The sequence below is a fragment of the Microbacterium abyssi genome (assembly GCF_015277895.1).
Lineage (GTDB): Bacteria > Actinomycetota > Actinomycetes > Actinomycetales > Microbacteriaceae > Microbacterium > Microbacterium abyssi.
Genome location: NZ_CP063815.1, coordinates 25,129 through 51,328, shown reverse-complemented (window position 1 = coordinate 51,328; position 26,200 = coordinate 25,129). Strand labels below are relative to the sequence as shown.

Annotated in this window: 25 protein-coding genes and 1 tRNA gene; 14 read left to right on the top strand and 12 right to left on the bottom strand. The window is 68.5% G+C overall.

Annotation, left to right across the window (positions count from 1 at the left end; genetic code table 11):
- Nucleotides 1-12 precede the first annotated feature (12 nt).
- The 7 genes from mnhG to IM776_RS00240 form a co-directional block, all read right to left on the bottom strand.
- Nucleotides 13-402 (bottom strand): monovalent cation/H(+) antiporter subunit G, encoded by a 390-nt coding sequence (mnhG, locus tag IM776_RS00270; RefSeq protein ID WP_194421113.1) that lies wholly within the window; start codon nucleotides 400-402, stop codon nucleotides 13-15.
- Nucleotides 399-683, bottom strand: a complete 285-nt coding sequence (locus tag IM776_RS00265; protein WP_422730922.1) for an MrpF/PhaF family protein — start codon at nucleotides 681-683, stop codon at nucleotides 399-401. The genes mnhG and IM776_RS00265 overlap by 4 nt, the downstream gene beginning before the upstream one ends.
- Nucleotides 680-1,252 (bottom strand): Na+/H+ antiporter subunit E, encoded by a 573-nt coding sequence (locus IM776_RS00260; RefSeq protein ID WP_228479815.1) that lies wholly within the window; start codon nucleotides 1,250-1,252, stop codon nucleotides 680-682. The genes IM776_RS00265 and IM776_RS00260 overlap by 4 nt, the downstream gene beginning before the upstream one ends.
- Nucleotides 1,249-2,802 carry a Na+/H+ antiporter subunit D gene (locus IM776_RS00255; protein ID WP_194421112.1) on the bottom strand — a complete coding sequence of 518 codons (1,554 nt, stop codon included), beginning with the start codon at nucleotides 2,800-2,802 and terminating at the stop codon, nucleotides 1,249-1,251. The genes IM776_RS00260 and IM776_RS00255 overlap by 4 nt, the downstream gene beginning before the upstream one ends.
- Nucleotides 2,799-3,362 carry a Na(+)/H(+) antiporter subunit C gene (locus IM776_RS00250; RefSeq protein ID WP_194421111.1) on the bottom strand — a complete coding sequence of 188 codons (564 nt, stop codon included), beginning with the start codon at nucleotides 3,360-3,362 and terminating at the stop codon, nucleotides 2,799-2,801. Before IM776_RS00250 ends, IM776_RS00255 begins: the two co-directional genes overlap by 4 nt.
- Nucleotides 3,362-6,307, bottom strand: coding sequence for a Na+/H+ antiporter subunit A (locus IM776_RS00245; RefSeq protein ID WP_194421110.1), 2,946 nt, complete (start codon nucleotides 6,305-6,307; stop codon nucleotides 3,362-3,364). Before IM776_RS00245 ends, IM776_RS00250 begins: the two co-directional genes overlap by 1 nt.
- A 94-nt stretch (nucleotides 6,308-6,401) precedes the next feature.
- On the bottom strand, nucleotides 6,402-7,466 hold the full coding sequence (locus tag IM776_RS00240) for a LacI family DNA-binding transcriptional regulator (RefSeq protein WP_194421109.1): 1,065 nt from the start codon (nucleotides 7,464-7,466) through the stop codon (nucleotides 6,402-6,404).
- A gap of 58 nt (nucleotides 7,467-7,524) precedes the next feature.
- Here IM776_RS00240 and IM776_RS00235 point away from each other — a divergent pair, with 58 nt between their 5' ends.
- The 3 genes from IM776_RS00235 to IM776_RS00225 are packed head-to-tail and all read left to right on the top strand — an operon-like array spanning nucleotide 7,525 to nucleotide 10,177.
- The gene (locus IM776_RS00235) at nucleotides 7,525-8,754 is read left to right on the top strand and encodes an MFS transporter (protein ID WP_194421108.1); all 1,230 of its coding nucleotides are present in this window, start codon (nucleotides 7,525-7,527) and stop codon (nucleotides 8,752-8,754) included.
- A gap of 9 nt (nucleotides 8,755-8,763) precedes the next feature.
- Nucleotides 8,764-9,459, top strand: coding sequence for an endonuclease NucS (gene nucS, locus IM776_RS00230; protein ID WP_194421107.1), 696 nt, complete (start codon nucleotides 8,764-8,766; stop codon nucleotides 9,457-9,459).
- Between the two features lie 37 nt (nucleotides 9,460-9,496).
- Nucleotides 9,497-10,177, top strand: coding sequence for an HAD hydrolase-like protein (locus tag IM776_RS00225; protein WP_194421106.1), 681 nt, complete (start codon nucleotides 9,497-9,499; stop codon nucleotides 10,175-10,177).
- A gap of 68 nt (nucleotides 10,178-10,245) precedes the next feature.
- On the opposite strand, the gene IM776_RS00220 is transcribed toward IM776_RS00225, so the two are convergent.
- Complete coding sequence (locus IM776_RS00220; protein WP_147039076.1) at nucleotides 10,246-10,452, bottom strand: cold-shock protein; 207 nt, start codon at nucleotides 10,450-10,452, stop codon at nucleotides 10,246-10,248.
- Between the two features lie 245 nt (nucleotides 10,453-10,697).
- Nucleotides 10,698-12,764, bottom strand: coding sequence for an MMPL family transporter (locus IM776_RS00215; protein ID WP_194421105.1), 2,067 nt, complete (start codon nucleotides 12,762-12,764; stop codon nucleotides 10,698-10,700).
- 196 nt (nucleotides 12,765-12,960) lie between these two features.
- Here IM776_RS00215 and IM776_RS00210 point away from each other — a divergent pair, with 196 nt between their 5' ends.
- Complete coding sequence (locus IM776_RS00210; RefSeq protein ID WP_194421104.1) at nucleotides 12,961-13,134, top strand: CsbD family protein; 174 nt, start codon at nucleotides 12,961-12,963, stop codon at nucleotides 13,132-13,134.
- A 33-nt stretch (nucleotides 13,135-13,167) separates the two neighbouring features.
- Nucleotides 13,168-14,259, top strand: a complete 1,092-nt coding sequence (locus IM776_RS00205) for a carboxylate-amine ligase (protein ID WP_194421103.1) — start codon at nucleotides 13,168-13,170, stop codon at nucleotides 14,257-14,259.
- Here IM776_RS00205 and IM776_RS00200 read toward each other — a convergent pair.
- On the bottom strand, nucleotides 14,221-14,775 hold the full coding sequence (locus IM776_RS00200) for a small multidrug efflux protein (RefSeq protein ID WP_194421102.1): 555 nt from the start codon (nucleotides 14,773-14,775) through the stop codon (nucleotides 14,221-14,223). The genes IM776_RS00205 and IM776_RS00200 overlap by 39 nt on opposite strands.
- 111 nt (nucleotides 14,776-14,886) lie before the next feature.
- Between IM776_RS00200 and IM776_RS00195 the strand changes: the two genes are divergently transcribed.
- Together IM776_RS00195 and IM776_RS00190 are read left to right on the top strand one after the other, a co-directional pair.
- A complete protein-coding gene (locus IM776_RS00195; protein ID WP_194421101.1) occupies nucleotides 14,887-16,110 on the top strand; it encodes a sensor histidine kinase in 1,224 nt (407 codons plus the stop codon).
- Entirely contained in the window at nucleotides 16,107-16,709 is a 603-nt protein-coding gene (locus tag IM776_RS00190) for a response regulator transcription factor (RefSeq protein ID WP_194421100.1), read from the top strand. The genes IM776_RS00195 and IM776_RS00190 overlap by 4 nt, the downstream gene beginning before the upstream one ends.
- A 6-nt stretch (nucleotides 16,710-16,715) precedes the next feature.
- Here IM776_RS00190 and IM776_RS00185 read toward each other — a convergent pair whose 3' ends face one another.
- On the bottom strand, nucleotides 16,716-17,690 hold the full coding sequence (locus IM776_RS00185) for an EamA family transporter (RefSeq protein WP_194421099.1): 975 nt from the start codon (nucleotides 17,688-17,690) through the stop codon (nucleotides 16,716-16,718).
- A gap of 87 nt (nucleotides 17,691-17,777) precedes the next feature.
- Between IM776_RS00185 and IM776_RS00180 the strand changes: the two genes are divergently transcribed.
- Nucleotides 17,778-18,644: an AraC family transcriptional regulator gene (locus IM776_RS00180; protein WP_194421098.1), complete on the top strand. Its 867-nt coding sequence runs from the start codon at nucleotides 17,778-17,780 to the stop codon at nucleotides 18,642-18,644.
- A 65-nt stretch (nucleotides 18,645-18,709) separates the two neighbouring features.
- Here IM776_RS00180 and IM776_RS00175 read toward each other — a convergent pair.
- Nucleotides 18,710-18,792, bottom strand: a tRNA-Leu gene (locus tag IM776_RS00175).
- Between the two features lie 278 nt (nucleotides 18,793-19,070).
- Here IM776_RS00175 and IM776_RS00170 point away from each other — a divergent pair.
- Genes IM776_RS00170 through IM776_RS00145 form a run of 6 tightly spaced genes read left to right on the top strand, consistent with a single transcriptional unit; the run spans nucleotide 19,071 to nucleotide 26,180 of the window.
- Nucleotides 19,071-19,754 carry an FhaA domain-containing protein gene (locus IM776_RS00170; protein WP_194421097.1) on the top strand — a complete coding sequence of 228 codons (684 nt, stop codon included), beginning with the start codon at nucleotides 19,071-19,073 and terminating at the stop codon, nucleotides 19,752-19,754.
- On the top strand, nucleotides 19,751-20,266 hold the full coding sequence (locus IM776_RS00165; RefSeq protein WP_194421096.1) for an FHA domain-containing protein FhaB/FipA: 516 nt from the start codon (nucleotides 19,751-19,753) through the stop codon (nucleotides 20,264-20,266). Before IM776_RS00170 ends, IM776_RS00165 begins: the two co-directional genes overlap by 4 nt.
- Before the next feature lie 7 nt (nucleotides 20,267-20,273).
- On the top strand, nucleotides 20,274-21,608 hold the full coding sequence (locus IM776_RS00160; protein ID WP_194421095.1) for a PP2C family protein-serine/threonine phosphatase: 1,335 nt from the start codon (nucleotides 20,274-20,276) through the stop codon (nucleotides 21,606-21,608).
- Entirely contained in the window at nucleotides 21,605-22,990 is a 1,386-nt protein-coding gene (locus IM776_RS00155) for an FtsW/RodA/SpoVE family cell cycle protein (protein WP_194421094.1), read from the top strand. Before IM776_RS00160 ends, IM776_RS00155 begins: the two co-directional genes overlap by 4 nt.
- Nucleotides 22,990-24,441 (top strand): peptidoglycan D,D-transpeptidase FtsI family protein, encoded by a 1,452-nt coding sequence (locus IM776_RS00150; RefSeq protein WP_194421093.1) that lies wholly within the window; start codon nucleotides 22,990-22,992, stop codon nucleotides 24,439-24,441. The genes IM776_RS00155 and IM776_RS00150 overlap by 1 nt, the downstream gene beginning before the upstream one ends.
- Nucleotides 24,438-26,180 (top strand): protein kinase domain-containing protein, encoded by a 1,743-nt coding sequence (locus IM776_RS00145; RefSeq protein ID WP_194421092.1) that lies wholly within the window; start codon nucleotides 24,438-24,440, stop codon nucleotides 26,178-26,180. The genes IM776_RS00150 and IM776_RS00145 overlap by 4 nt, the downstream gene beginning before the upstream one ends.
- Nucleotides 26,181-26,200: the final 20 nt, after the last annotated feature.

Here is a 26,200-nt window from a genome sequence, read left to right as displayed (position 1 = left end):
GCGGCCGCGCGACTACCCGGCCCCGGGCGGGGTCTGCTTCGACTCGGCGAGCTCGTCCACGACAAGGGTGCGCTCCTCCGGCGTGCCGTTCCGGTAGGCCTGACGGCCGACGATGTGGGCCGACAGCGGCGCGGTCGCGAACTGCATCAGCACGATCGGCGCCACCAGCGCGAGTCCCAGCAGGATTCCTCCTACCGACCGCTGCGACAGCGCGACGGCCAGGCAGATCAGCACGATCCCGAGCACCTGCGGCTTAGTCGCTGCATGCAGACGCGACGGCACGGCGCGGAAGTGCAGCAGCCCCACCGCGGCCGATAGGCACAGCACCGCACCGAGCAGGATCAACACGAGCACCGTCGTGTTGATGACGGCATCCGGGATCTCGAATCCGAGCACGTTCATGAGGTCGTGTTGTCCCTCCGTGCGACGTAGCGGGCGACGGAGATCGAGCCGAACACGCCCACCGCGGCGATGATGAGAAGAACCGGGATGCTGCGGGTATGCCCGTTGACCGCCATCTCGGCGCCGAGCACGCACATGATCTCCGTCAGCAGCACGTCGGATGCCACGGCGCGGTCGAGGATCGACGGACCGCGGATGATTCGGACCACCGTCAGCACCGCCGCGACGCCGAAAACGATGACGATCGCCAGCATCAGCGGGTTCACCGCGAACCAGTTCATCGCTCGCCTCCTGCCCGTTCGTCCGCCTTCAGCGCACGATACTGCGCCGGACTGCCGAGCGCACGGACGATCCGCTGCTCCCACTGCAGCACGACCTGCCGCTGATGTTCGACGTCGTCGAGATTGCGGACCCCGATGACGTGCAGATACAGAATGCTGCGATCCCGGTCGGTCTCGACGACCAGCGAGCCCGGTATCAGCGACGATGTGACCGAGACGTGCGTCATGATGAGGTCGTCGGCGTACCGCAGAGGCACGCCGATGATCGCCGCTCCCGGCTGATGGCGGAAGTCGAAGACCTGAACGGTGACCGCCACCGCACCGCGCAGGACCGCCCACAGGAACTGCAGCACGAACAGCGCTCCGTACCAGAGGTTGATTCGGCCGGACAGCTCGACCGTCGGCAGCCGGAACACGCGCGTGACGAAGATCGCGACGACCAGTCCGGTGACGAGCGAAAGCACCGTGAACTGGTTCCACACCAGCATCCACAGCACGATCAGCCAGGCGAGGAACGGCAGCTGAAGCGCGATGTCGCGCATGAGACCGCGGCGGGAATCGGGCGTCACGGGTTCACCTCCTCCTCGAGCTGGACGAGGTTGACCGGCTGCAGCAGCGATTCTCCGATGTTCGCGCACAGCGCGTACAGCGGCCCCGCGAACACGGTCAGCATGATGGTGACGCCGACCATGCCGCCGGTCGCGACGGTCATGATCTTCGGGATGCGGCGACGCTCCTGCTGCTCGTCGGCGGCGGGTGCATTGCCGAGGTAGGAGACGCGGCCATCGGTCTCGGTGGAGTCCTCCTCCTCGCGCCAGAACGCGAGGTTCCACGCGCGCATCAGCGCGTACAGCGTGAGAAGCGAGGTGAGGATGCCGCCGAAGATCAGCACGATCATGATCGGAGTGCCGACGGATGCCGCGGCCTCGAAGAGCGCGAACTTGCCGATGAACCCGGAGAACGGCGGCAGGCCGCCGAGGTTGATCGCAGGAACGAAGTACAGCACCGCCAGGAGAGGCGCCGCCTTCAGCAGTCCCTTCACGCGCAGGATCGACGTGCTTCCCGCGCGACGCTCGATGAGCCCGACGGCGAGGAACAGGGTCGTCTGCACGATGATGTGGTGGACGATGTAGTACACGGTCGCGCCGATGGCCTCCGGCGTCGCGATCGCCAGGCCGAAGATCATGTAGCCGACGTGACTGACCAGCGTGAACGACAGGATTCGTTTGAGTTCCGCCTGTGCCACGGCACCGAGCACCCCGACCACCATGGTCGCGAGCGCGATGATCATCAGCAGCAGGTTGATGTCGTTGCTGGCGAACAGCTGCGTCTCGGTGCGGATCAGCGCGTAAACGCCGACCTTCGTCAGCAGGCCCGCGAACACGGCGGTGACGGGCGCGGGGGCGGTCGGGTACGAGTCCGGCAGCCAGAAGGACACCGGGAAGATGGCCGCCTTGATCCCGAACGCGATCACCAGCATGAGGTGCAGCTCGAGCTGGGTGTCCTGCGGAAGCTCACTCATCCGCTCGGCGATCTGCGCCATGTTCACGGTGCCGAGCGCGCCGTAGACCATCGCGATCGATGCGAGGAAGAGGATCGACGAGACGAGCGAGACGACGATGTACACCGCGCCGGTCCGGATGCGGGACTCGGTGCTGCCGAGCGTGATCAGCACGTACGAGGCCACCAGCAGGATCTCGAACCCGACGTACAGGTTGAACAGGTCTCCCGCGATGAACGCGTTGAAGATGCCGGCCGCGAGGATGAGGTACGAGGGGTTGAAGATCGAGATCGGGGTCTCGTCGGCACCATCGGCGGCACCCTGGCCGATCGAGAAGAGCAGGACCGCGAGGAGCACGATGCTCGAGATCAGCACGAGCAGCGCGGCGAGACGATCGACGTACAGCACGATGCCGAACGGCACCGGCCATCCACCGACGGAGACTGCCAGCGGCGCTCCCTGGTCCACTGCGATCAGCATCACGGCGGCGATGACCGCGACCGCGGCGAGGCTGGCGACCGTGACGAACACCTGCAGCCGCGGGCTCCGCCCGAAGACGAGGGTGATGGCGGCGCCCAGCAACGGCAGCGCGACGAGAAGGGGAACGAGCGCGCTCACGTGCGGTCCTCCTCTTCATCATCGGCGGGCGGCGGTTCTGTCGGAGCGGATGCCGTGCGCGACCACGCCCTGTCCACTGGCGCGTCATCGTGGATCGACGGGTGGTCGCGCATGTGGAGAACCGTGATGGGAGCCGTGCGCACGTCGACGAAGTCGGTCGTGGCGTCGTCGCCGCCCGTGTCGTCCTCGTCATCCATGACGTCTTCGTCGGCATCCGTGCGCTCGCGCAGGGCGATGTCGGCCTCGTCATCCTCGACGGTGTCAGCCTGGCCGAGCTGCCACGAGCGGTAGATGAGTGCGAGCAGGAACGCCGTGACGGCGAACGTGATGACGATGGCGGTGAGCGTCAGCGCCTGCGGGAGCGGGTCGCTGACGTCGCTGTACCCGAAGAACGGCGCGTTCCCCGGCACGCCCATGACGATCAGCAGCAGCAGGTTCGTGGCGTTGCCGAGCAGCATGAACCCGATGAGCACGCGCGTGAGACTGCGCTCGAGCATCGCGTACACGCCGGCGGCGAACAGCACCGCCATCACGATGATCAGGGTGAGGGAGACGTCCATCAGCTGGTCACCGCCCGCGATCGCAACTGCTGGGCCTGCCGGTCGACCTCGGCGCCGAGACTGCGCAGCACGTCGAGCACGAGGCCGATCACGACGAGGTACACGCCGATGTCGAAGATCGTGGACGTGACGAACTCCATGTGCCCGATCCCGGGGATCTCCCACTCCCAGAAGGTGCTCGTCAGCGGCGCTGCGCCGAAGAACAGCGGCACCACCGCGGTGCCGACGGCGAGGATGAGGCCTGCGCCCAAGAGGCGACCGGCATCCGTCGGGGCGGCAGCTCCCAGCTCCCAGCGTCCGCCGGCGATGTAGCGCATGACGAGCGCCATGCCGGCGACGAGGCCTCCGGCGAACCCGCCGCCCGGCTGATTGTGGCCGGCGAACAGCAGGTAGATCGACACGACGATGATCGTGTGGAACAGGATGCGCACGATCACCTCGAGCAGGATCGAGCGGTTCTCGGGCTTCATCTGCTGCCCGCCGATCAGCCAGGCGCGAGGACTGTTGCGGTTCTCGGCGGTCTGGAAGCGCACGCCCTCTGTCGTCTCGACCAGCGGCATGATCCGCGCCTTGCGGCGAACGCGCTTGGGGAGGGCTGGACGCTGGCCGAGCATGTCGGCGCGATGCGTGACGAAGACGAGGGATGCCACGCCGGTGGCGGCGAGCACGAGAACGGACAGCTCGCCCATGGTGTCCCAGCCGCGCAGGTCGACCAGAGCGACGTTGACCACGTTCTGGCCGTGACCGATCTCATAGGCGAGCTCGGGGAAGGAGATCGAGATGGGGTCGGTGATCCGGGACTGTGTCGCCACGATCACCACGAACGCCATGGTCAGGCCCACGCCGATCGCGAGCAGCGCCCGCGGGATGCGGGAGACGGAGGCGTTGTGCTCCCCCATCCGCGACGGCAGTCGCCGCAGCACGAGTGCGAAGGTCACCATCGTGACTGTCTCGACGAGGATCTGCGTGAGGGCGAGGTCGGGCGCGCCGCTGGTCGCGAACAGGGCGACCATTCCGAGGCCGGTGACGGAGACGAGCACGACGCCGGTGTAGCGCTTGCGCGCCTGGACGGCGAAGACGGCGGCGATGGCCATGATCGGCGCTACGGCGATCTGGGTCGGTGTGTGCCAGGCCGAGAGGTTCAGCTGGTCGACGTCACCGGCGAGGAGTGCGGTGACTTCGGCGGCCACGACCACGATGAAGATCGTGCCGACGTAGACGGGCAGCGAACCGCGCTGGGTGAGCGTGGTGGTGATGACCGACAGCCGGTCGACGCCGCGCATGACGAGGGCGTACACGTCAGCGGCGGTGAACCGCAGCAGTCGCGGCCTGGAATCCCAGCCGGTGCGGCGAGACAGCAGGAACAGTCCGAAGCCGAGCAGCAGCGAGAGGGCGGAGATGCCGAGCGCAGGCTCGAACCCGTGCCAGAGCGCGAGGTGCCCCGGCCCCTCCGTCGCGATCCCCTCGGCGTCGAGCCCTGGGATCGCGGTGAGGGCATAGCCCTGCAGTGAGGTGTCCAGTGCAGGGGCGCCGATGCCCGCGGCGAGCGTCACGCCGGCCAGCACCATCGGCGGGGACAGGAAGCCCACCGGCGGGTCCGGCCATATCGTGTCCGGCATCCGTACGCCGCGATCGTCGCGCTTCGTCCAGAACGCTCCCCAGAGGAATCGCACGCCATATGCCGCGGTGAGCATGGATCCCAGCGCGATGCCGATCAGGGCGACCAGACCCCACACCGATCCACCGATCGCGTCGTCCAGAAGGCTCGTGAGGGCGGACTCCTTGGCGACGAAACCGATGGTGGGCGGGATGCCGGCCATTGAGGCCACCGAGATGAATGCCACCGTCGCCATGACCGGAGCCTGCCGTCCGACGCCGGAGAGCTCGGTGATGTCTCGGGTGGAGAGCTGGCGGTCGACGATGCCGACGATGAGGAACAGCGCGGATTTGAACAGCGCATGCGCGATCACCAGCGCGAGTCCGGCCAGCGCCGTCGCCTGCGTGCCGTAGCCGACCATGACGGTGAAGAAGCCGAGCTGGCTCACCGTGCCGAAGGCGAGAACGCGCTTGAGGTCGGTCTCGCGCAGCGCCTGGATGCCACCGAGCAGCATCGTGAACACCCCGAGCGAGATGACGATCGGACGCCACGGGTCGGACAGCGCGAAGACGGGGGCGAATCGCGCGATCAGGTAGATGCCGGCCTTCACCATGGCGGCGGCGTGCAGGTAGGCGCTCACCGGGGTGGGCGCGGCCATGGCACCGGGCAGCCAGAAGTGGAACGGGAAGATCGCGGACTTGCTGATCGCGCCGACGAGAAGCATGACGATCGCGGCATTGACCAGCGGACCGGTCGGCGCGATCTCGAGAATCTCGATGATGCTCGTGGTGCCGGCATCCACGGCGAGCAGCACGACGCCGACGAACATCACGAGGCCGCCGAGCGTGGTCACCAGCAGCGCCTGCAGGGCCGCGCGTCGGCTGGCCGCGCGGCGTCGGTAGTGTCCGATGAGCAGGTACGACAGGATGCTGGTGACTTCCCAGAACATCACGAGCATGATGATGTCGTCGGTGAGCACCAGTCCGTACATCGCGCCGGCGAAGCCGAGCAGGACGCCGGCGAACTGGCCGAGCTCCGTGGTGTCGTCGAAGAAGTACCAGCGGCAGTACAGCAGCACCAGCGCGCCGACGCCGGTGACGATGAGGGTGAGCACCCAGCCGAGCACGTCCATGTGCATGGAGAGATTCAGGCCGAGCTGCGGAATCCACGAGATGCTCTCGAACGGCGACGGATCCCCTGCCAGGACCTGCGGCGTCATCATGAGCGCGTGGACGAATGCCGCTGCGGGAATGAGCGCGGCGATCGCGAACGCCTGGGCTCCCAGCCAGCGAACCAATGCGGGGAGGATCAGAGCCCCGACGAGGAACACAGCGAGGAGCACGATCATCGGCGGCTCCTCAATGGCTCGTCGGCCGTGATGGCACAGGCGGGCAGGTTTCTCCCAGTTTACCCGCCGGTGGTCGCCGCGAGGTTCAGAATGGTCAGGCCGCAGGCGCGGCCGTTGTCGTTCCGGCGCGGAATCGGCACGTGAAATGCAGCGATGCCGCGGGCTCGCCGCGCAGCATCCGCGCCACCTGCTCCCCCGCCGCGCGGCCCTTCTCCATCGCCGGCTGCACCATCGTGGTGAGCACGTGCTCGCCGATGCCGTCGACGCGGATGCCGTCGAATCCGGCGACGCTGAGATCCTCGGGCACTCGCAGGCCGAGCTCCTCGGCGGCGCGGATCACCCCTGCCGCGAGCAGGTCGCTCTGCGCGAGCACCGCGCTGGGCCGGGATGCCGGATCGGCCAGCAGCGCACGCCCGGCGATCACGCCCTCATCGATCGAGCTGGCCGCGGCGGAGACCGCCGGCGCCTCGGGGTACACGTCGCGGAGTCCGGCGAGGCGATCGATCGTGACATCGACGGTGGCGCGCGCGAGCCGCTCGGCGGCGATGGGGCCTCGCTCCCGCCGGCTGTCCGTCGCGAGGGTCACCGCCACAACGTCGGAGTGCCCGAGCAGCTGCACGTGCCTGGCGACCTCGGCGGCCGCCTCCCTGTTGTCCAGCGTGATGCGCGGGATGCCCTCCCCCGCGTCTCCCTCGATCACGACGACCGGCAGGCCCCGGCTGCGCAGCACGTCGAGAGACGTGCGAGTGCGGCCGGAGCATCCGATCAACACGGCGGCATCGACGGGAGCAGTCGTGAGCGCCGAGACCTCGTCATCGGCGGGGTCATCGCGCAGCAGCAGCACGCCGGCGCCGAGCGAGGCGATCCCTTCCGTGAGGCCGTCCATCATCGGAATCGTCACCGGATCGAGGAACGCGGCGCGCAGCTGCCCCTCGAGCACGACCGCGACGATGCCGCTGCGGCCCCGGCGCAGCGATGCCGCCATCGGATCGGGTCCGGAGTAGCCGAGCGCAGCCGCCGCTTCGAGCACGCGCTGACGCGTGGCAGCCGAGACCTTCGTCTTACCGCTGAACACGACCGACGCGGTCGAGGTGGACACCCCGGCGTCGTGGGCGACGTCGGAGAGCGTCGCTCGGCGCGGTGCGGATGAAGCGGCCATAGTCCGAGGATAGCCGCACCGAGTTTCACGGATCGAATCGATTCGATAGGCTCAGCGCATGGACTCCACGCTCACCCGCGCCCAGTACGTCCGCTGGCGCAATGCGATCTTCGCGATCTTCCTCGCCAGCGGCGTCTCGATCGCGACCTGGGCGTCCCGCGTGCCCGATATCAAGATCGCCCTCGACATCGACAACGCGCAGATCGGCCTGCTGCTGCTCGGCATGGGCGTCGCCTCGATCATCGGCATCTCGACGGGCCCCGCGGTGATGGCGCGCACCGGTGCGCGGCGCGGGATGCTGATGACGATGATCACGGTCGCGGTCGGGCTCGTGTTCATCGGAGTCGGTACCACGGTGCTCGCCTCGTTCCCCGTCGTGGTGGTCGGACTCGTGCTGTTCGGCCTCGGCAACGGCGCGCTCGACGTCATGATGAACGTCGAGGCCACGGCCATCGAACAGGAGGCGGGGAAGACGATCCTGCCGCTGTTCCACGCGTTCTTCAGCTTCGGCACGGTGATCGGCGCAGGGCTCGGATGGGCCGCCGCCCAGACCCACATCGCGGTGGTCGTGCACGCGTCGGGCGTGGGGGCGGCGATCTTCATCGCCTCGTTCGTGTGCATCGCGAACGTGCCCAACCGCGACGCCGTCCTCGATCCGCACGAACCCGGTGAGAAGTCGCACTGGCGCGAGCGGATGCATGTCGCCCTGTCGGCCTGGCGCGAACCGCGCACGTACGCGCTGGGCGTCGTGATGCTCGGGATGTCTTTCGCCGAGGGCGGCGCGAACGACTGGCTCGCGCTCGGCACCGCGGAGGATCACGGCGGCGGCACAGCCATGGGCGCAGCCGCGCTGACGGTGTTCTCGGTATGCATGACGGCCGTCCGCATCTTCGGCGGCCCGCTGGTGGACCGGTTCGGACGCGTGCCCGTCTTGCGGGTCCTCTCGGTGGCAGCGGCCGGCGGCATCCTGCTGTTCATCCTCGCCCCGTCGCTTCCGCTCGTGTTCGCGGGCGCCGCGCTGTGGGGCATCGGCGCCTCGCTCGGGTTCCCGCTCGGAATGTCGGCGGCCGCGGATGACCCGGCGAAGGCGGCAGCACGCGTGAGCGCCGCAGCGACCATCGGGTACATCGCGTTCCTCGGCGGCCCGCCGGTGCTCGGCCTGATCAGCGAGCACATCGGCCTGCTGAACACCCTGTACATCCTGGTCGGCCTGGTCGTGGCATCCGGCCTCGCCTCCGGTGCCGCCAAGCCTCTGAAGGTCGAGAACGTCGTCGTCACGACGAAGTAGGCTCGTCGGGTGCGCCTCGTCATCGCCCGCTGCTCGGTGGATTACACCGGACGGCTCAACGCCCACCTGCCCCTCGCCACGCGTCTGCTCGTGCACAAGGGCGACGGCAGTCTGCTCGTGCACTCCGACGGCGGCAGCTACAAGCCGCTGAACTGGATGAGCCCGCCGTGCACCCTCACCACCGAAGAGCCCGGTGAGGAGGAGACGACCGCCGGCGTCATCGACGTGTGGCGGGTGACGCACAAGAAGACCGGCGACGCGCTGCGGGTGCAGATCTACGAGGTGCTGCACGACTCCGCTCACGAGCTCGGCATCGATCCCGGCCTGCAGAAGGACGGCGTCGAGGCCGACCTGCAGCGCCTGCTCGCCGAGCAGGTCTCGCTGGTCGCCGAGGGCGCGACCCTGGTGCGCCGTGAGTATCCGACGGCGATCGGCCCCGTCGATCTCCTGGTCCGGGATGCCGCGGGCGTGGCGATCGCAGTCGAGGTGAAGCGCCGCGGCGACATCGACGGCGTCGAGCAGCTCACCCGGTACCTCGAGTTGCTCGGGCGCGATCCGCACCTGGCGCCCGTGCAGGGCGTGTTCGCCGCCCAGGAGATCAAGCCCCAGGCGCGCGTGCTCGCAGAGGATCGAGGCATCCGCTGCCTCGTGCTCGACTACGACGACATGAAGGGCATCGAGTCCGGAGTGCCGCGGCTGTTCTGAGCGCCCGGCACCTGCCGCGGCAACTTAGGCTGGAAGCATGCCCCACTCCCCCTACACCTGCGTGCTCTGGGACGTCGACGGCACGATCGCCGATGCGACGCCGGGCATCTTCCCGCGGCTGCTCGAGGTCTTCGCGTCGTTCGAGCTCGCGGCGCCCGACGCGTCCGAGCTGTCGCGCTGGGTGGGGCCGCCGATGTACGAGTCCTTCCAGGTTCTCGCCGGCCTCAGTCCCGAGCAGGCCGCCGAGGCACTCACCCGCTACCGTGCCCTCGCCGCGCGCGACGGGTATGCGGCATCCGTCGACATCTATCCGGGCGTTCCCGAGGTGATCCGCGCGGTCGCGGCGGCAGGCATCCCGCAGGCGACGGCGAGCACGAAGCCCGAGAATCAGGTGCGCGCCATCCTCGAGCACAACGACCTGCTCGGCCTGTTCACCGCGATCTCCGGCGCGCGCAGCGGTGCGATCGGGCGCAGCGACAGCAAACAGGACGTCATCGGCTGGGCGCTCGAACGTCTCCGGGCCGCCGGCGTCGACACATCGAGGCCCGTGCTGATCGGCGACCGCCACCACGACGTCGAGGGTGCCGCCGGGTTCGGCATCCCGGTCATCTTCTCGGAGTGGGGATTCGGCGACGCGTCCGAGGCAGAGCGTGCCGCGTTCCGCGCTGCGGACGCTGGCGCGCTGCGGTCACTCCTCCTGGTCGAGCAGGCGGCTTGACGCACAGCACTCCCCGTCGAGGCACGCGGGTGACGTGCTCTCGAGCGGGGAGCGCGTGTGTATCTACCTCAGAGAGGGCGGATGTTCTCGGCCTGCAGGCCCTTGGGGCCCTGCGCCACTTCGAACTCGACGCGCTGGTTCTCGTCGAGGGAGCGGTAGCCGCTTGATTCGATGGCGGAGTAGTGCGCGAAGACGTCGGCGCCGCCGTCATCGGGGGAGATGAAGCCGAAGCCCTTCTCCGAGTTGAACCACTTGACCGTGCCTTGGGTGCTCATGTACTGCCGTTCTGCTGGAATGTCGCCGGGGTGCCCCGACGATGCCCACATTATCTGCGCACGGTCTGAGCGGAATAGGTGTGACCAGAAGGTAACCCAAATGTTGCAAGAAGCCGCAGAACGGAAGCGGCCCTCACCGCGGGGGGAGCGATGAGGGCCAAAGACGACCGGAGGGTGCGTCAGAGACACCCTATCCCGACTCGGAAGCTTTTGTCCCCCATTTGGGGGACAATTTTCCTACTTTCTCAGAATTTCTGCGTCGGCCTGTTCCGGATGCTGCGGGGCCACCAGATCCGGTCGCCGAGAGCGCCGAACAGTGCGGGCACGATCACGGTCCGGACGACCAGAGTGTCCACCACGACGCCCACGCCGACGATCAGTCCCAGCTGCCCGAGCGTGACGAGCGGCAGTACGCCGAGGGCGGCGAACACCGCGGCCAGCACGATGCCGGCACTGGTGATCACGGCACCGGTGTGCGACACGGCCTGCACCATCCCCTCGCGCGTGCCCCGTGATTCGGATTCGGCCCGGGCACGATGCACGAGGAAGATCGTGTAGTCGATGCCCAGTGCGATCAGGAACAGGAACGCCAGCAGCGGCACCTGCAGATCGAGCGCCGGCTGATCGAACAGCACGCGACTGAGCCACGACCCCACGCCGATGGCGGCGACCGCGCTGGCGAGATTCACGAGCAGCAGCACGATCGGCGCGACGATCGAACGCAGCAGCACGAGCAGCACGATGAAGCTGACCGCCAGAACGAGCGGTGCGACGAGCAGGAGATCCTTCTGGTTTCCGGCACGGGCATCGAGGTCGCGGGCTTCCGCGCCGCCGACCAGCGCGTCGGCATCCGGCACGTCATGCACCACATCGCGCAGTTCGGCGACGAGGTCGAGGCTCTCGCCGGTGCCCGGCGCGTACTCACCGGTCACCATGATGCGCGCGAGGTCGCCGTCCTCGGTCTCGCCGGTCGGATGCGCCCGGACGACGCCGTCCACCGAGTCGACGGCATCCAGCACCTCGTCGGCCCCATCCGAAGACGCGATGACGAAGATCGGCTGCGACTCCCCCGGTGAGAAATGGGCGGCGAGCACCTCGAGCCCCGCGGCCGACTCGGATTGCACGCGGAACTTCGAGGCCATGTCGAGCCCGACCGAGGTGCCGACGAGCCCGGTGGCCATGACGGCGAGCAGCGCGAGGCCGCTGACGAGACTCACCATCGGTCGCTTCATCACGCGCGTCGCTATGCCGTGCCAGACCGATTCGCGACGCGGCGCGGCCGGATCCGATGCCGAGGTCTTCGGCACGAACGGCCAGAACACCTTCCGGCCGCACACCGCCAGCACAGGCGGCAGTGCGAACAGCACCGCGGCGAGCGCGATCAGCAGTCCTGCCGCAGACGAGATCCCGAGCCCGCGGGTTCCGGGGATCACGGCGAGCGCGAGGGTCAGCAGGGCCAGCACCACCGTGACGTTGGATGCCACGATCGCCGGGACCGTCTTGCGCCAGGCCGTGCTCAGCGCCACGCGATGATCATCGTTCACGGCGAGCTCCTCGCGGTAACGGGAGATGAGCAGCAGCGCGTAGTTCGTTCCGGCGCCGAAGACGAGCACGCTGATGATGCCTGCGTCGAACTGCAGGTCGAGCCACGATCCGAGCGCGCCGGTCACGCGGGATGCCAGCTGGTCTGCGAACGCGACGACGACGAGCGGCAGCAGCCAGAGGACGGGCGAGCGGTAGGTGATGATCAGAAGCAGCGCGACGATCAGGATGGTCACGATGAGCAGAGTGAAGTCCGCCCCGTCGAAGGACGAGGTGATGTCGGCGCCGAACGCGGGGCCGCCGGTGACCTGCAGCGTGAGCCCGTCGACGGCCGGAAGCGCCGAACGCAGTTCATTCACGATCTCCGCGGTCTCGGCGTTGTCGGCGCCGACCTTGATGGGGGCGACGATCACCGCCGCCTCGCCGTCGTCGCTGACACTCGGAGGCGAAGACTCCAGGCCGGTGTGCGCGTCGAGCGCGGGCACGATGTCACCGAGAGCATCGATGTCGGATGCTGTCAGCTCACCGGCATCCGCCCGCGAAGCGACGACGATGACGGACTGCTCGTCGGCATCCGGGAATTCGTCGAGCAGGGCGCTCACGCGGGACGACTCCGAATCCGCCGGTGCGGTCTCGTTGCCCGAAGGCGCTTCGATCCGGCTGAACAGGCCGAACAGGACGACGAAGGCGATCAGGACGATGCCGAGAGAGACCCAGGCGCCTCGTCGTGAGGTGAGCCGATCGGGAAGGCGCGTGCGCAGTGCTGTCATGGTTTCCAGCCCACCAGCGCAGGCGCGTTCCGACATCGCTCGAAAGGTGGAGATCAGCGCATCGCGTGAACCGCACGTCCGTGCCGAGCGATCGAATAACCCGCCGCCCTGCGCACGTCAACCCCTTCGCGCGATCCGCGCCACCGTGCGATCGTAAGTCACGGATCGCTTGATCCGCGACGAAAGGAATGGATCAATGGGCATTGGAGACAAGGCGAAGCACACCGCCGAAGACGTGTCGGGTCACATGAAGGAAGCCGCCGGCAAGGTGACCGACAACGAGAAGCTCGAGGCCGAGGGCAAGATGGACCAGGCCAAGGCCGACGTCAAGAAGGCCGGAGACGACGTCAAGGACGCCTTCGATAAGTGACGTCGATCCTCTCTCTCGTCCGAGACGATCACCGTGACGCGTTTCGGAATCGAAGAGGAGTTCCAGCTCCTCGATGAGGACACACTCGTTCCCGTCCCGCTGGGCAGTGCCGCACGAGCGGCGCTGCCCAGCGGGACGGGCGAGGTCAAGAAGGAGTTCCTGACCTCTCAGGTCGAGTTCTCCACATCTCCTGTCGACACGCTCGCCGCAGCCGGCGAGGAGTTGATGGCGTTCCGCCGGGCACTCGCGTCGTTCGCACATGACCGCGGGGCGGTCGCGATCGGCTCCGGCACACCGTTCGGCATCGGACCCGAGGCGTCGGTGTTCGCATCCGAGCGCTACGACACCGTGGCTCACTGGCTCGGGCACATCGTCGACAGCCACCACGTCAACGCGCTCCATCTGCACGTCGAGGTACCGGACGAGGAGGATCGCGTACGTGCGCTGAACGCCGTGCGGCCCTGGATGCCGACCCTGCTCGCCGTGTCCGGCAACTCCCCGTTCGCCGACGGGCACGACACCGGTCACGCCAGCTGGCGGACCGTGATCATGCGCCGGCTCCCGCTCTCGGGCTGCCCACCGCATTTCCGCGACATGCGGCACTACCGGTCAGAGGTGGACCGCCTCGTCGCTCAGCAGGTGATCCCCGACATTGCCTCGGTGTGCTGGGCGGCACGCCTGTCCGCGAACTACCCGACGGTCGAGTTGCGTCTCTTCGACGCCCAGCTCAGCCCTGAGGACGCTCTGCTGCTCGCCGCTCTGGGCAGAGCTCTGGTGGAGAGTGCCACGAGCGCAGGTGACCCCGTCCACACCGGAGACGATATTCAGGCATCCCTATGGGCTGCCGCCCGCGCCGGGCTGGGCGCCACCCTCGTCGACCCGTCGAGCGGGAGGCTGATCGCGGCGAAGGATGCCGTCTGCCTGCTGCTGCAGACGATCAGCCCTGCGCTGGAGAAAAGCGGAGATCTCGCCTTCGTGACGGATGGGCTCGATCGAGTTCTGCGCACGGGCACCGGCGCACAGCGCCAGCGCGCAGCGTACGCGGAGGGCGGGATCACCGCCCTCCGCGCGCTGCACGCTGTCGCCTCAGACAGCGAAGTGCACGATGCCGCTGGCCAGCAGTGAGAGGGCCGTCGTCCAGCCGATGATCGCGACCGCCTGCCAGATGAGGATGCGCGCCTTTCCGACGCCTATCGCGGCCAGCATCGTCGCGGTGAACTGGGTGGGCAGCAGCAGTGGGCCGAGCAGGCTCACGCCGGGAACGCCGTAGCGATCCAGCGCGCTCTGGAACTTCTGCTTGCGCGCGGCCTTGCGCGCGCTCTCGTCTTCGACCGGGATGCTGCGTGCCTCGGCATCCGGGATGGCCCGGCCCTCGGCGTCGACCAGCGCCTTCGCGCGCCGACGGTTCACAACTGCCGCCCGCGCGCTGGAGCTGGCGAGCACGAGCAGCGCGACGCAGAGGAAGTTGCCGGCGATGGCGGCGATGGCGGCGATGATCGGCGGGATGCCGCCGAGGATGCCGATGGTCGCGGCTCCCTCGCCCTCGATGAACGGGACGGCGCCGGCGAGCGCCACGATGAGCGGCTGCACGAGCTCGGGCACCTGGGCGACGAGGTTCTGGAAGGTCTCGATGAGGTTCATGACTACAGTCCAGCCTGTCGCACGGCATCCGGGAAGTGTCCTCGTGTCACCTCTCGCAGGGCACTCTGCACGCCCGATGGGTGACATCTGTCACGCCCATAGGCTGGGAGCATGAGCACAGCACTGCCCGATGCGATCGGCGCGCGCCGTCTGAACCAGGGCATCACGGCGACCTGGTGGTACACGGTATCGGGCGTCATGGTCTTCCAGCTGATGGTGCTGTTCATCTGGCTGACCATCTTCGGGGGCATGGGCGTCGATCTCGTCACGATCGCGATCATCGGTATCGGCGGCGTCGTCTGGTGCGCGGCGAGCCTTCCCCTGCTCCTGCAGTACCGGCAGCGCGACGACACCGCGGGGCCGGTCGCCGCGTGGCGCGGCACGCTCATCCCGATCGTGTTCGCTGTCGTCTTCGGGATCGTGAGCGGCGTCTTCAGCGGCCTCTGGCTCGTCGGCGCCCTGCCGCTCATCCAGTCGCTGACGCTGCTGAACTGGCCACGGGGCGTTCGCCTGCGGCTGCTCGTCGCCGCGATGGTGGTGCTCGCCGCACTCTGGTTCATCGACTGGCGCACGACGTTCGCCGATGCGGATGCCGAGGTCTCCAGCGCCTGGGGCCTGTTCGGCTTCTTCGCCGTGGCTCTTCCCGCCATGACGGTGATGTCGCTGTGGTGGTGGGACGTGCTGGTCACGCTCGATCGCGCTCGCGCCGCCGAGGCGCGGCTGGGTGCGACGCAGGAGCGGCTGCGCGTCGCGACGGACGTGCACGATCTGCAGGGTCACCACCTGCAGGTGATCGCCCTGCAGCTCGAGCTGGCGGAGCGGCTGCTCGACAAGGATCCGGATGCCGCGCACGAGCAGCTCCGCCTGGCTCGGGCGAGCGTGGCCGAGGCGCGGCAGGGCACGCGTGACCTGGCGATGCGCTTCCGCGGCGTGCCGCTGCCGGACGAGATCGCCAATGCCGTCGATCTGCTCCGGGCGGCCGGGACGACGGCGGATGCAGAGGTCTCCCCCGCTGCGGCACAGGCGCCGGCATCCGTCCTGGGACCGGTGATCCGCGAGACCACGACCAACGTGCTGCGGCACGGCGGCGGGCGGTGGGCGCGGCTGTCGCTGACGCGGCACGGCGGAGCGTGGCGGTACGAGATCGTGAACGATGCGGCATCCGATTCCTCGGCGAGCGACGCGGCCGGCCGCTCCGGCAGTTCCGGTCTCGACGGCGTCACGCGACGCGTGGCCGAGGCAGGTGGTGAGGTGCGGGTGGATCGCGGAAAGAGCGAGTTCCACGTCGTCGTCACCGTGCCCGACACCGTGAGCGGACCGGAGGGGCAGCGATGATCCGGGTGCTGCTCGCCGATGACGAGGCGATGATCCGCTCCGCCCTGGCCGCGCTGCTGCGGCTGGAGGACGACATCGACGTGGTGGCCGAGTGCGCCGACGGGTTGCAGGCGGTGGCTCTCGCCGAGAAGCTGCAGCCCGACATCTGCCTGCTCGATCTGGAGATGCCGGGGCTCGACGGCGTCGAGGTCGCCGAGCGCCTGAGTCGCTCGGTCGCGACTCGCTGTGTCGTCGTGACGAGGCACGCCAGGCCCGGCGTGCTGCGGCGAGCGCTGGCATCCGGTGTCGCGGGCTTCCTGCCGAAGTCGCGCGATGCAGATGAGGTGGCCGAGGTGATCCGCCGGGTCGCCGCAGGCGCGCGGTACGTCGACCCCGAGGTCGCGGCCGACGCGCTGAGCGACGAGCGCAGCCCGCTGACCGACCGTGAGCTGGACGTGCTGCGGGCCGGCAGACGCGGCGAGACGACCGGTCAGATCGCCAAGGCGCTCTCGCTTGCGCCGGGGACCGTGCGCAACCACATCTCGGCCGTGCTGTCGAAGCTGAACGTCACCACCCGCCAGCAGGCCGTGCTGATGGCAGAGGAGCGCGGCTGGATCTGAGCCCTCCTACAGCGGTGGCTCTTCCAGGTGCTCACGCCTGCGGCGTCCGCCGCTGAGGCCGAGCAGCACGAGCGCGATGACGATCGGGACGTACACGAAGGCGTCGGCGGCGGTGAGGATCTCGCCCAGCAGCAGGGATGCGCCCAGCAGCAGCACGGGCTCGAGGTACGACAACAGACCGAACAGCGACAGCGACAGCAGGCGCGAAGCCAGGATGTAGCAGACCATCGCCACCGCGCTCAGGGTCGCCATGACCAGCATGGACGGCCAGGTCTTCGGGATGCCCGCCGCGGGATCGTGTGACACCACGATCACGACGACGGCGGGCACCACCAGCAGCACGATCTCGATGAAGAACACCTGCATCGAATCGATGCCCGCCCAGCGGCGCAGGGCGAAGTACACCGGATACAGACCGGCGATGATCAGCACCGGCCAGTTCACTCCCCCGGCGATGACCGCCTGGGCGAGCACGCCGATACCCGCGGCGGCGACCGCCGCCCACTGCAGCACGCGCAGCCGGTCGCGGAAGAACAGGCGTCCGACGACGACCATCATCAGCGGGAGGAGGAAGTACCCGAACGCGATGTCCTGGGCGTGCCCGTTGGCGGGGCCCCACATGAACACCCACAGCTGCACCCACATGATCGCGGTGTTCACGAGCACGATGACGATCAGTTTCGGACTGCGCACGATGCGCTTCGTGACGGTCTTGAGCTGGCCGCGCGCGCTGGCGGACACGTGCACCGCGCCGAGCGCGATCAGGAGGAACAGCACCCGCCATGCGGTGGTCTCCTCCGGCGTGAAACCGTCGAGATGTCCGCCGAGCAGGCTGATCGCGCCGAACAGGACGGATGCCAGGACGGATGCCGCGACCCCGCGAGCGGTGGATGACGAGAGGGCGGGACGAGAGATGGAGTGCTCCGCGGATGAGGGGGACGCTCCAAATCTATCCGGCTGGTGAGTCGCGGTTTGCAGCACCCGTTTCGCGATCAGACTGGATCGGACGGCAACTGTCGGGCATCTACGGCGCTCGAGCCGCAGGCTGGACTGCGAAGGGAGATCGTCGTGATCGCAGAGCTCAATCGGCTGATCGAGGCCATCGAGGCACAGCTGTCGGAGGACGTCGACATCGCCGGTCTCGCCACCAGCCTCGGGACGACCGAGTACCACCTGCGCCGGATGTTCTCGTCGCTGGCCGGGATGCCGCTGTCGGAGTACGTCCGCCGGCGGCGCATGACCGTCGCGGCGGCGGACGTCGCGACCGGCGGGCGGATGCTGGACATCGCCGTGCGCTACGGCTACGGCTCGACCGAGGCGTTCGGGCGGGCGTTCCGCGCCGTGCATAGATCCAGTCCGGCCGAGGTGCGCGCTGACGGCGGTCCCCTTCGATCGCAACCGAAACTCAGGTTCCGCCTGACCGTCGAAGGGAACAGCTCCATGGACACCCGCATCACTCATCGCCCGGACTTCCGCCTCGTGGGGCACGCGGCACGCGTGCCGCTCATCCACCACGGAGTGAATCCGCACATCCAGGCGCATGTCGCCGGCATCCCGGCATCCGAGCACGCCCGCCTCAAGACGCTCGGGAACATCGAGCCGGCCGGCCTCCTGCAGGTCAGCGCCGACGTCGACCCCGACTACACCGAGGGCAGCGAGCTCACCTACCTGCACGGAGTGGCGGTGGATGCCGCGACCACGACACCCGATGGGCTCGACGCGATCGAGGTTCCGGCGGGCGACTGGGTCGTCTTCCGCACCTCGGGCGCCTACCCGGCAGCTCTCCAGGATGCGTACGCGTCATCGGTGACGGACTGGTTCCCGTCGAACCCGTGGCGCCTGCGTGCCGGACCGTCGATCGTCGCCGTGCTCGAGCGCGCAGAGGACTTCAGCACCGCGACGACGGAGCTCTGGTTGCCGATCGAGCGGGCGTGATGCCGGCGGATACAGGAATGGCCCCCACCTGGAAAGTCCCAGGTCGGGGGCCATTTCGCCCGCTGTGCGCGAGGGGGGACTTGAACCCCCACGTCCATAAGGACACTGGCACCTGAAGCCAGCGCGTCTACCATTCCGCCACTCGCGCGAGCGTCTCGTTCCGAAGAACTCAACTTCACGAGGATATCACGGGGTTGGAGGGGTGCTTGCACGGTCAGGCTTCGATTCGCCCGCGGCTCGCTCAGCCGTTTCGTCTCGCCTTCGGCTCGCTCAACGACCCGCACCATGGCGGCACGAGGACCGCAGAGAGACCGGCCGCGCGCCCGCGAGAGAGGCGGAAGCGAACACCGAAGACACGGCCGGAGCGGCACATATTCAGCACACCTGGCTACGATGTTGCTACCGCCGCCATGCCAGAGGAGCCCCGTGGGTCTACTTGACAGCTTTGAGAAGGGTCTTGAGCGCGCCGTAAACGGCGCCTTCGCCAAGACCTTCCGCAGCGGCATCCAGCCGGTGGAGATCGCATCGGCGCTCCGCCGCGAAGCCGACATCAAGGCCGCCGTTGTCAGCCGCGATCGCATCATCGCCCCGAACAGCTTCGTCGTGCGCCTCAGTGTCGACGACTACGACCGGATGCACGCACTCGGCGGCGCTCTCACCGACGAGCTGCACGCGCTGCTGACCAAGCACTCCAAGGCGCAGGGCTACAGCTTCGCCGGCCCCGTCTCGATCTCTCTCGAATCGGACGAGAAGGTCGCCACCGGCACGGTGCGCGTCAACTCCGGCACGATCGAGGGCCGCGTCAGCTGGCAGGCCGTCATCGACGTCGATGGGCGTCGCCACGCCCTCGCCCGCGCACGCACGGTCATCGGCCGCGGCAGCGACGCCGACATCACGATCGCGGACGCCGGTTCCAGCCGCAAGCACGTCGAGGTCCTCTGGGACGGCGAGCGCGCCATGATGCGCGACCTCGGCTCGACGAACGGCACCAAGGTCAACGGCCAGAAGGTGCGCGAGGCGCCGCTGCCAACCGACACCACCATCACGATCGGCCGCACCGATCTCGTCTTCCGCGTCGTCGCGGTCGCCGCCGAAGGGGCCGCCCGGTGAGTGAACTGGTCCTCCTGCTGCTGCGCATCGGCTTCCTGGTGCTGCTGTGGTTCTTCGTGTTCGGCGTCGTGTACTCGCTGCGCGCCGACCTGTTCGGCGTGAAGGTGCGCAAGCTTCCGGCCGAGGCCGCCGCAGGCGCGCCGGTGGCGGCTCCCGCTCCTGCCCCGGCATCCAGGCCCAGGGCCGCAGCCCGCAACGGCAGCCCCGCCACCACTGCCACCGTCTCCAAGCTCGTCATCACCTCCGGCCCGAAGGCCGGTCTCGAGCTGCCGCTGGGCACAGAGCCGATGACGATCGGACGCTCCAGCGAGTCCGGACTCGTCATCCGCGACGACTACACCTCCAGCCACCACGCGCGGCTCCTGCTGCGCGGCGACACCTGGGCCATCCAGGACCTCGACTCGACCAACGGCACCTTCCTGTCCGGCAAGCGCCTGAGCGGCTCCCCCGCCTCGATCAGCATCGGCGACACGGTCAAGGTCGGCGCCACGACCTTCGAGCTGCGGGCCTGAACCCGGCATGGTCTTCGAAGGATCGAGCTCCGCGATCTCCCACACCGGGAAGGTGCGGTCCAACAACCAGGACTCGGGTTACGCCGGGGCGAACCTGTTCGCCGTCGCAGACGGCATGGGCGGGCACGCGGGCGGTGACGTGGCATCCACGATCGCCATTCAGCAGCTCGAGCAGCTCGATCAGGCGTTCGCCTCCACGGACGACGCCCAGGCGTCCCTCCAGGCCGCTGCGACCACCGCGGCGGGCGACCTCATCCGCGCCGCGAAGGAGCAGCCCGAGCTCGCCGGGCTTGGCACGACGGTCAGCGCGATCATCATGGTCGACGACCATGCCGTCATCGGCCACATCGGCGACTCGCGCATCTACCTGTACCGCGACGACGAGCTGACCCAGATCACCGCCGACCACACGTTCGTGCAGCGGCTGGTCGACTCCGGTCGCATCACCCCCGAAGAGGCGCGCTACCACCCCCGCCGCTCCGTGCTGATGCGCGTGCTCAGCGACATGGACAACGACCCGGAGCTCGACATGTTCGTCATGCCGACGCTCCCCGGCGACCGTTGGCTGCTCTGCTCCGACGGTCTCTCCGGCGTCGTCGACGAAGCGCACATCCTCAAGGCGATGCGCATGAGCCTTCCGCCCGGCCGCACCGCCGACAACCTGCTCAAGCAGGCGCTCGACGGCGGCGCACCGGACAACGTGACGATCGTGCTCGTCGAGGTCGGCGGGCTGCATCCCCTGTCCTCCGGCACCGCCACCATCGTCGGCGCGGCATCCACCCCGTCCGGCGTGCTGGTCCCGGCGGCACGCGCCGGGCGCACCAGCTGGCTGCACCCGGTCCGCCAGGCGGCCAACGACCCCTCCCACTTCGAGCCGGCCGCCGACTACCTCGAAGAGCTCATCGAAGAGGATCGCCGCCGCGCCAAGCGCCGCCGCATCGGCTGGATCGCCGCCCTGCTCGTGGTCATCCTCGCCCTCACCGGTGCAGGCTTCCTCGCCTACAACTGGACGCAGACGCGCTACTTCGTCGGCGCCGATGAGGACAGCGTCGTGATCTTCCAGGGCGTGCAGCAGAACATCGGCCCGATCTCGCTGTCCACCGAGATCGAGGACACCGGCATCCTGCTGGCGAACCTGCCGCCGTACCAGCGCTCCTCGGTCGAGCGCACCATCACCGCCCGGTCCCTCGCCGACGCCATGGCGATCGTCGACCGCCTGCGCGCCGGCGAAGAGGCCGTCACCGGCGAGACGTCGACCCCGTCACCGACGCCGACCCCCGCCCCCACGCCGACGAGCACGCCGGACGGCGCATCCGACGGCACCGAGGGAGGGGGAGCATGACCACGGACGTCGCCGCCGACACCGCGGTCATCAAGGCGCTCAAGCGGATGCGGATGCCGCAGACGCAGCGCAACCGCGAGTTCTGGCTGCTGCTGTTCGCCTGCGCCATCAGCGGCGCAGCGCTCGCACTCGTGCAGCTCGGTGCTCTCGGGCTCATCGACCCGTTCATCCTCTTCATCGGCGGCGGCCTGGCCGTTCTCGCCTTCGCCCTGCACTTCGTGCTGCGGGCCGTGGCATCCGACGCCGACCCGTTCGTCCTCCCGATCGCGACACTGCTGACCGGCCTCGGCATCGCGATGATCTACCGGCTCGACATCGCCGAGGGCTACACCGGCTGGGACGCGTTCTCGACGAGGCAGCTGGCCTGGACCGCGATCTCGCTGGTGGGCGCCATCGCCGTCGTCATCCTGCTGCGCAACTACCGGGTCCTGTTCCGGTACACCTACCTGTTCGGCCTCGCCGGCATCGTCCTCCTGCTGCTGCCGTTCATCCCCGGACTCGGACGCACGGATGCCGGCGCCGACGTCTGGGTGTCCATCGGCGGCTTCGTGTCGTTCCAGCCCGGTGAGATCGCCAAGATCTGCCTGGCGATCTTCTTCGCCGGCTACCTCGTGCGTACGAGGGAGAGTCTGACCTCGGTCGGCAAACGGTTCCTCGGCATGACCTGGCCGCGGATGCGCGAGCTCGGACCGGTGATCGTCGTCTGGCTGATATCGCTCGGCATCATCGTCATCCAGCGCGACCTCGGCACCGGAATGCTGATCTTCGGCCTGTTCATCGCCATGATCTACGTGGCCACCGGCAAGACCAGCTGGGTGCTCATCGGCCTCACGATGGTCGTCGCCGGCGTGCTGGCCGCGACGCAGATCCTCAGCTACGTGCAGGGGCGCTTCACGAACTGGCTGGATGCCTTCAACCCGGACGTCATCGCTGCGCAGAACGGCAGCTACCAGCTGGTGCAGGGCATCTTCGGCCTCGCGCACGGCGGACTCATCGGCACCGGTCTCGGCCAGGGACGCCCGCAGATCACGCCGCTCGCCGAGAGCGACTACATCATCCCCAGCCTCGGCGAGGAGCTGGGCCTCATCGGCCTGTTCGCGATCCTCTGCCTGTACATGGTGTTCGTCAGCCGAGGCATCCGCATCGGCATCGCCGGCCAGGACGACTTCGGCAAGCTCCTCGCGACTGGCGTCTCGTTCACGATCGCCCTGCAGGTGTTCATCATGGTCGGCGGCGTCACCCGTGTCATCCCGCTGACCGGTCTCACGACGCCGTTCCTCGCCGCCGGCGGATCGTCGCTGGTCGCGAACTGGCTGATCGTCGCGCTGCTGCTGCGGATATCGGACGGCGTGCGCCGCCAGCCCAGGGTGGTGATCGGCTGATGACGAAAGAGATGCGTCGCCTCAGCATCGTGATGCTGTTCATGTTCCTGTCGCTGTTCGTGGCGACCAGCTGGATCCAGGTCGTCGAGGCCGACCGCCTCGCACAGGCGGACCGCAACACGCGGTCACTGCTGGACAGCTACGAGATCCAGCGCGGATCGATCATCGCCGACGGCATCCCGATCGCGTCCTCGACGCCGTCGGATGACGAATACCAGTACCAGCGCGAGTACCCCGACTCGGCGATGTGGTCGAGCGTGACGGGTTACTTCAACCCTGCGCTGCAGTCGGCCACCGGAATCGAGGCCGCGCTGAACGGCGACCTGTCCGGAACGGGCGCCAGTGCATTCCTCGCCGAGATCGAGCGGATCGTCTCGGGTCAGCCGCAGCGCGGCTTCAGCGTCGAATTGAGCCTGGATGCCGACGCACAGCGCGCCGCATACGAAGGGCTCGGCGACCTGCAGGGCGCGGCCATCGCGATCGAACCGTCGACGGGACGGATCCTCGCCATGGTCGCCAGCCCCGGTTTCGACGCGAACGCGCTCGCCGTGCACAGCGCGACACAGGCCCAGGCCGCATACGACGAGCTCGATGCGCAGAGCCCCAACCCCCTGCTGAACCGCTCGATCAACGAGGTCAACCCTCCCGGCTCCACGTTCAAGGTGCTCGTGGCGGCCGCCGCGTACGCCACTGGCGAGTGGACCCCCGAGTCCACGCTGCCGAACCCGGCCCGCTACACGCTGCCCGGCTCGGACTCTCAGGTGCGCAACGCCTGGGGCGGCACGTGCGGATCCGGCTCCACCGTGACGATCGCCGAGGCCGTGCGCCTGAGTTGCAACATCCCGATGGCCGAGCTCGCGGTCGAGCTCGGCGACGACACGATCCGCGAGATGGCGGAGAAGTTCGGCTTCAACCAGGAGTTCGAGACGCCGCTGCCGGTCACGGCATCCAGCTACCCGCGCGCTCTGGACGACGCGCAGACGGCGCTGACCGGCTTCGGTCAGGGACAGGTCACTTCGACAGCGCTGCAGGTCGCGATGATCTCGGCGGGCCTCGCCAACGACGGCATGGTGATGAAGCCACGTCTGGTGGATGCCGTGATCGGCAACGACCTGTCCACCGTCCGCGAGTACGCCGACGAGGAGTTCGGCCGTGCGACCGAGGCGGACGTCGCCGACGACGTCACGGCGGCCATGGTCGCCAGCGTCGCGAACGGCGCGGCGCAGGGTGCAAGAATAGACGGAATCGACGTTGCCGGTAAGACGGGAACGGCCGAGAACGGCGACGCACCGCACACACTGTGGTTCACCGGTTTCGCACCGGCGAACGACCCGCAGATCGCTGTGGCGGTCGTCGTCGAGAACGGCGGCGGTATGGGACAGTCGGGATCCGGTGACACGCTCGCCGCCCCGATCGCGAAGAAGATCATTGAGGCGGTGCTTAACGGATGAGGCCGACGCAGGGTGTGTCGTTCGGTGGTCGATACGAGCTCCAGTCGCGTATTGCGATCGGGGGCATGGGTGAGGTCTGGGAAGCGACCGACCACGTCATCGGGCGGACCGTCGCGATCAAGATCCTCAAGGACGAGTACATGGGGGATCCCGGATTCCTCGAGCGCTTCCGTGCGGAGGCCAGGCACGCCGCACTCGTCAACCACGAGGGCATCGCCAGCGTGTTCGACTACGGCGAGGAGAACGGCAGCGCCTTCCTCGTCATGGAACTCGTGCCCGGTGAGGCCCTGTCCACCATCCTCGAGCGCGAGACCTCCCTCAGCGCCGACAAGACGCTCGACATCGTCGCCCAGACGGCATCCGCTCTGCAGGCCGCGCACGCCGCCGGCCTCGTGCACCGCGACATCAAGCCCGGAAACCTCCTGATCACGCCGGACGGCCGCGTCAAGATCACCGACTTCGGCATCGCCCGCATCGCAGATCAGGTTCCGCTCACCGCGACCGGCCAGGTCATGGGAACGGTGCAGTACCTCTCCCCTGAGCAGGCCTCCGGTCACCCGGCATCCCCCGCGACCGACACCTACTCGCTGGGAATCGTCGCCTACGAGAGCCTGGCGGGCAAGCGCCCGTTCACGGGCGAGTCGCAGGTCGCGATCGCGATGGCGCAGATCAACGAGCAGCCGCCGCCCCTGCCGGTGACCGTGCCGATCCCGGTGCAGAACCTCGTCATGGCGATGATCGCCAAGAAGCCCGCCGATCGCCCCTCCTCCTCAGCGACGGTGGCCCGCGCCGCGCAGGCGCTGCGCCGCGGTGACCTGAACTCCGCCGCAATCGCCGTCCCCGCCATCGCCACCGGTGTGGCGGGCGACGACGCGACGCGCATGCTCACCACCAGCGCCGACGACGGTGCCACGCGCGTGCTGCCGACTACCGCCCAGCTCGCCACCGAAGAGGTGACCGAGGGTGAAGACGGCAAGAAGAAGAAGCGCAGCCCCTGGACCTGGCCGCTGATCGCTCTGATCGCACTGCTGGTCATCGTGCTCGCCGGCACGATCTTCGCACTGATGAACCAGGGCACGCCGGAACCCGACCCGAGCACCCCGACCAGCACCGCCCCGTCGAAGGCCCCTTCGCCATCGGACACGCCGACCGCCGAGGCCGTGGACGTCGATGCCCTGAACCTCGTGGGTATGACCTGCGATCAGGCCACTGCCGCCCTCGAGGCCGAGGGGCTTGTGGCGAACTGCGTCAGTGGAGATCCGGCACCGCAGGAGTCCGACCAGGGCGTGATCTATCGCGTGACCACCGGCGGCAACCAGCCGGTCGGTGCGACCATCGAGGTGCTGTACTACGCCGAGCAGACGCCGATGCCGGACCCGACCGCTCCGAACCTCCCCGACACCGTCGAGACCGACACCGAGGTGCAGGTCACGTGGCCGGGCTACACCTGCCCGTCGGGACAGGGTCAGGTCAGCGCCTACAACTTCACTGTGCGCGGCGGTGTCTTCACCGTCAACGACTCGACCACGGCATCCTTCGGCACCGATGCGCGCACCGGCGCGATCCAGGTCACCGGCGCCGCCGGCGAGGCCCTCGTCGTCAGCTACACCGTGACGTGCTCCGGCGGCAGCGCCGGCGAGCGCACGACGGCGACCTCCCCCGAAGACGTCGCCTCGATCGAAGAAGGCTCCGTCGTCCCCGACCCGGGTGACGGGGTGACGCCTCCTCCCGCCGAGTGATCAGGTTCCACCCGGTAATC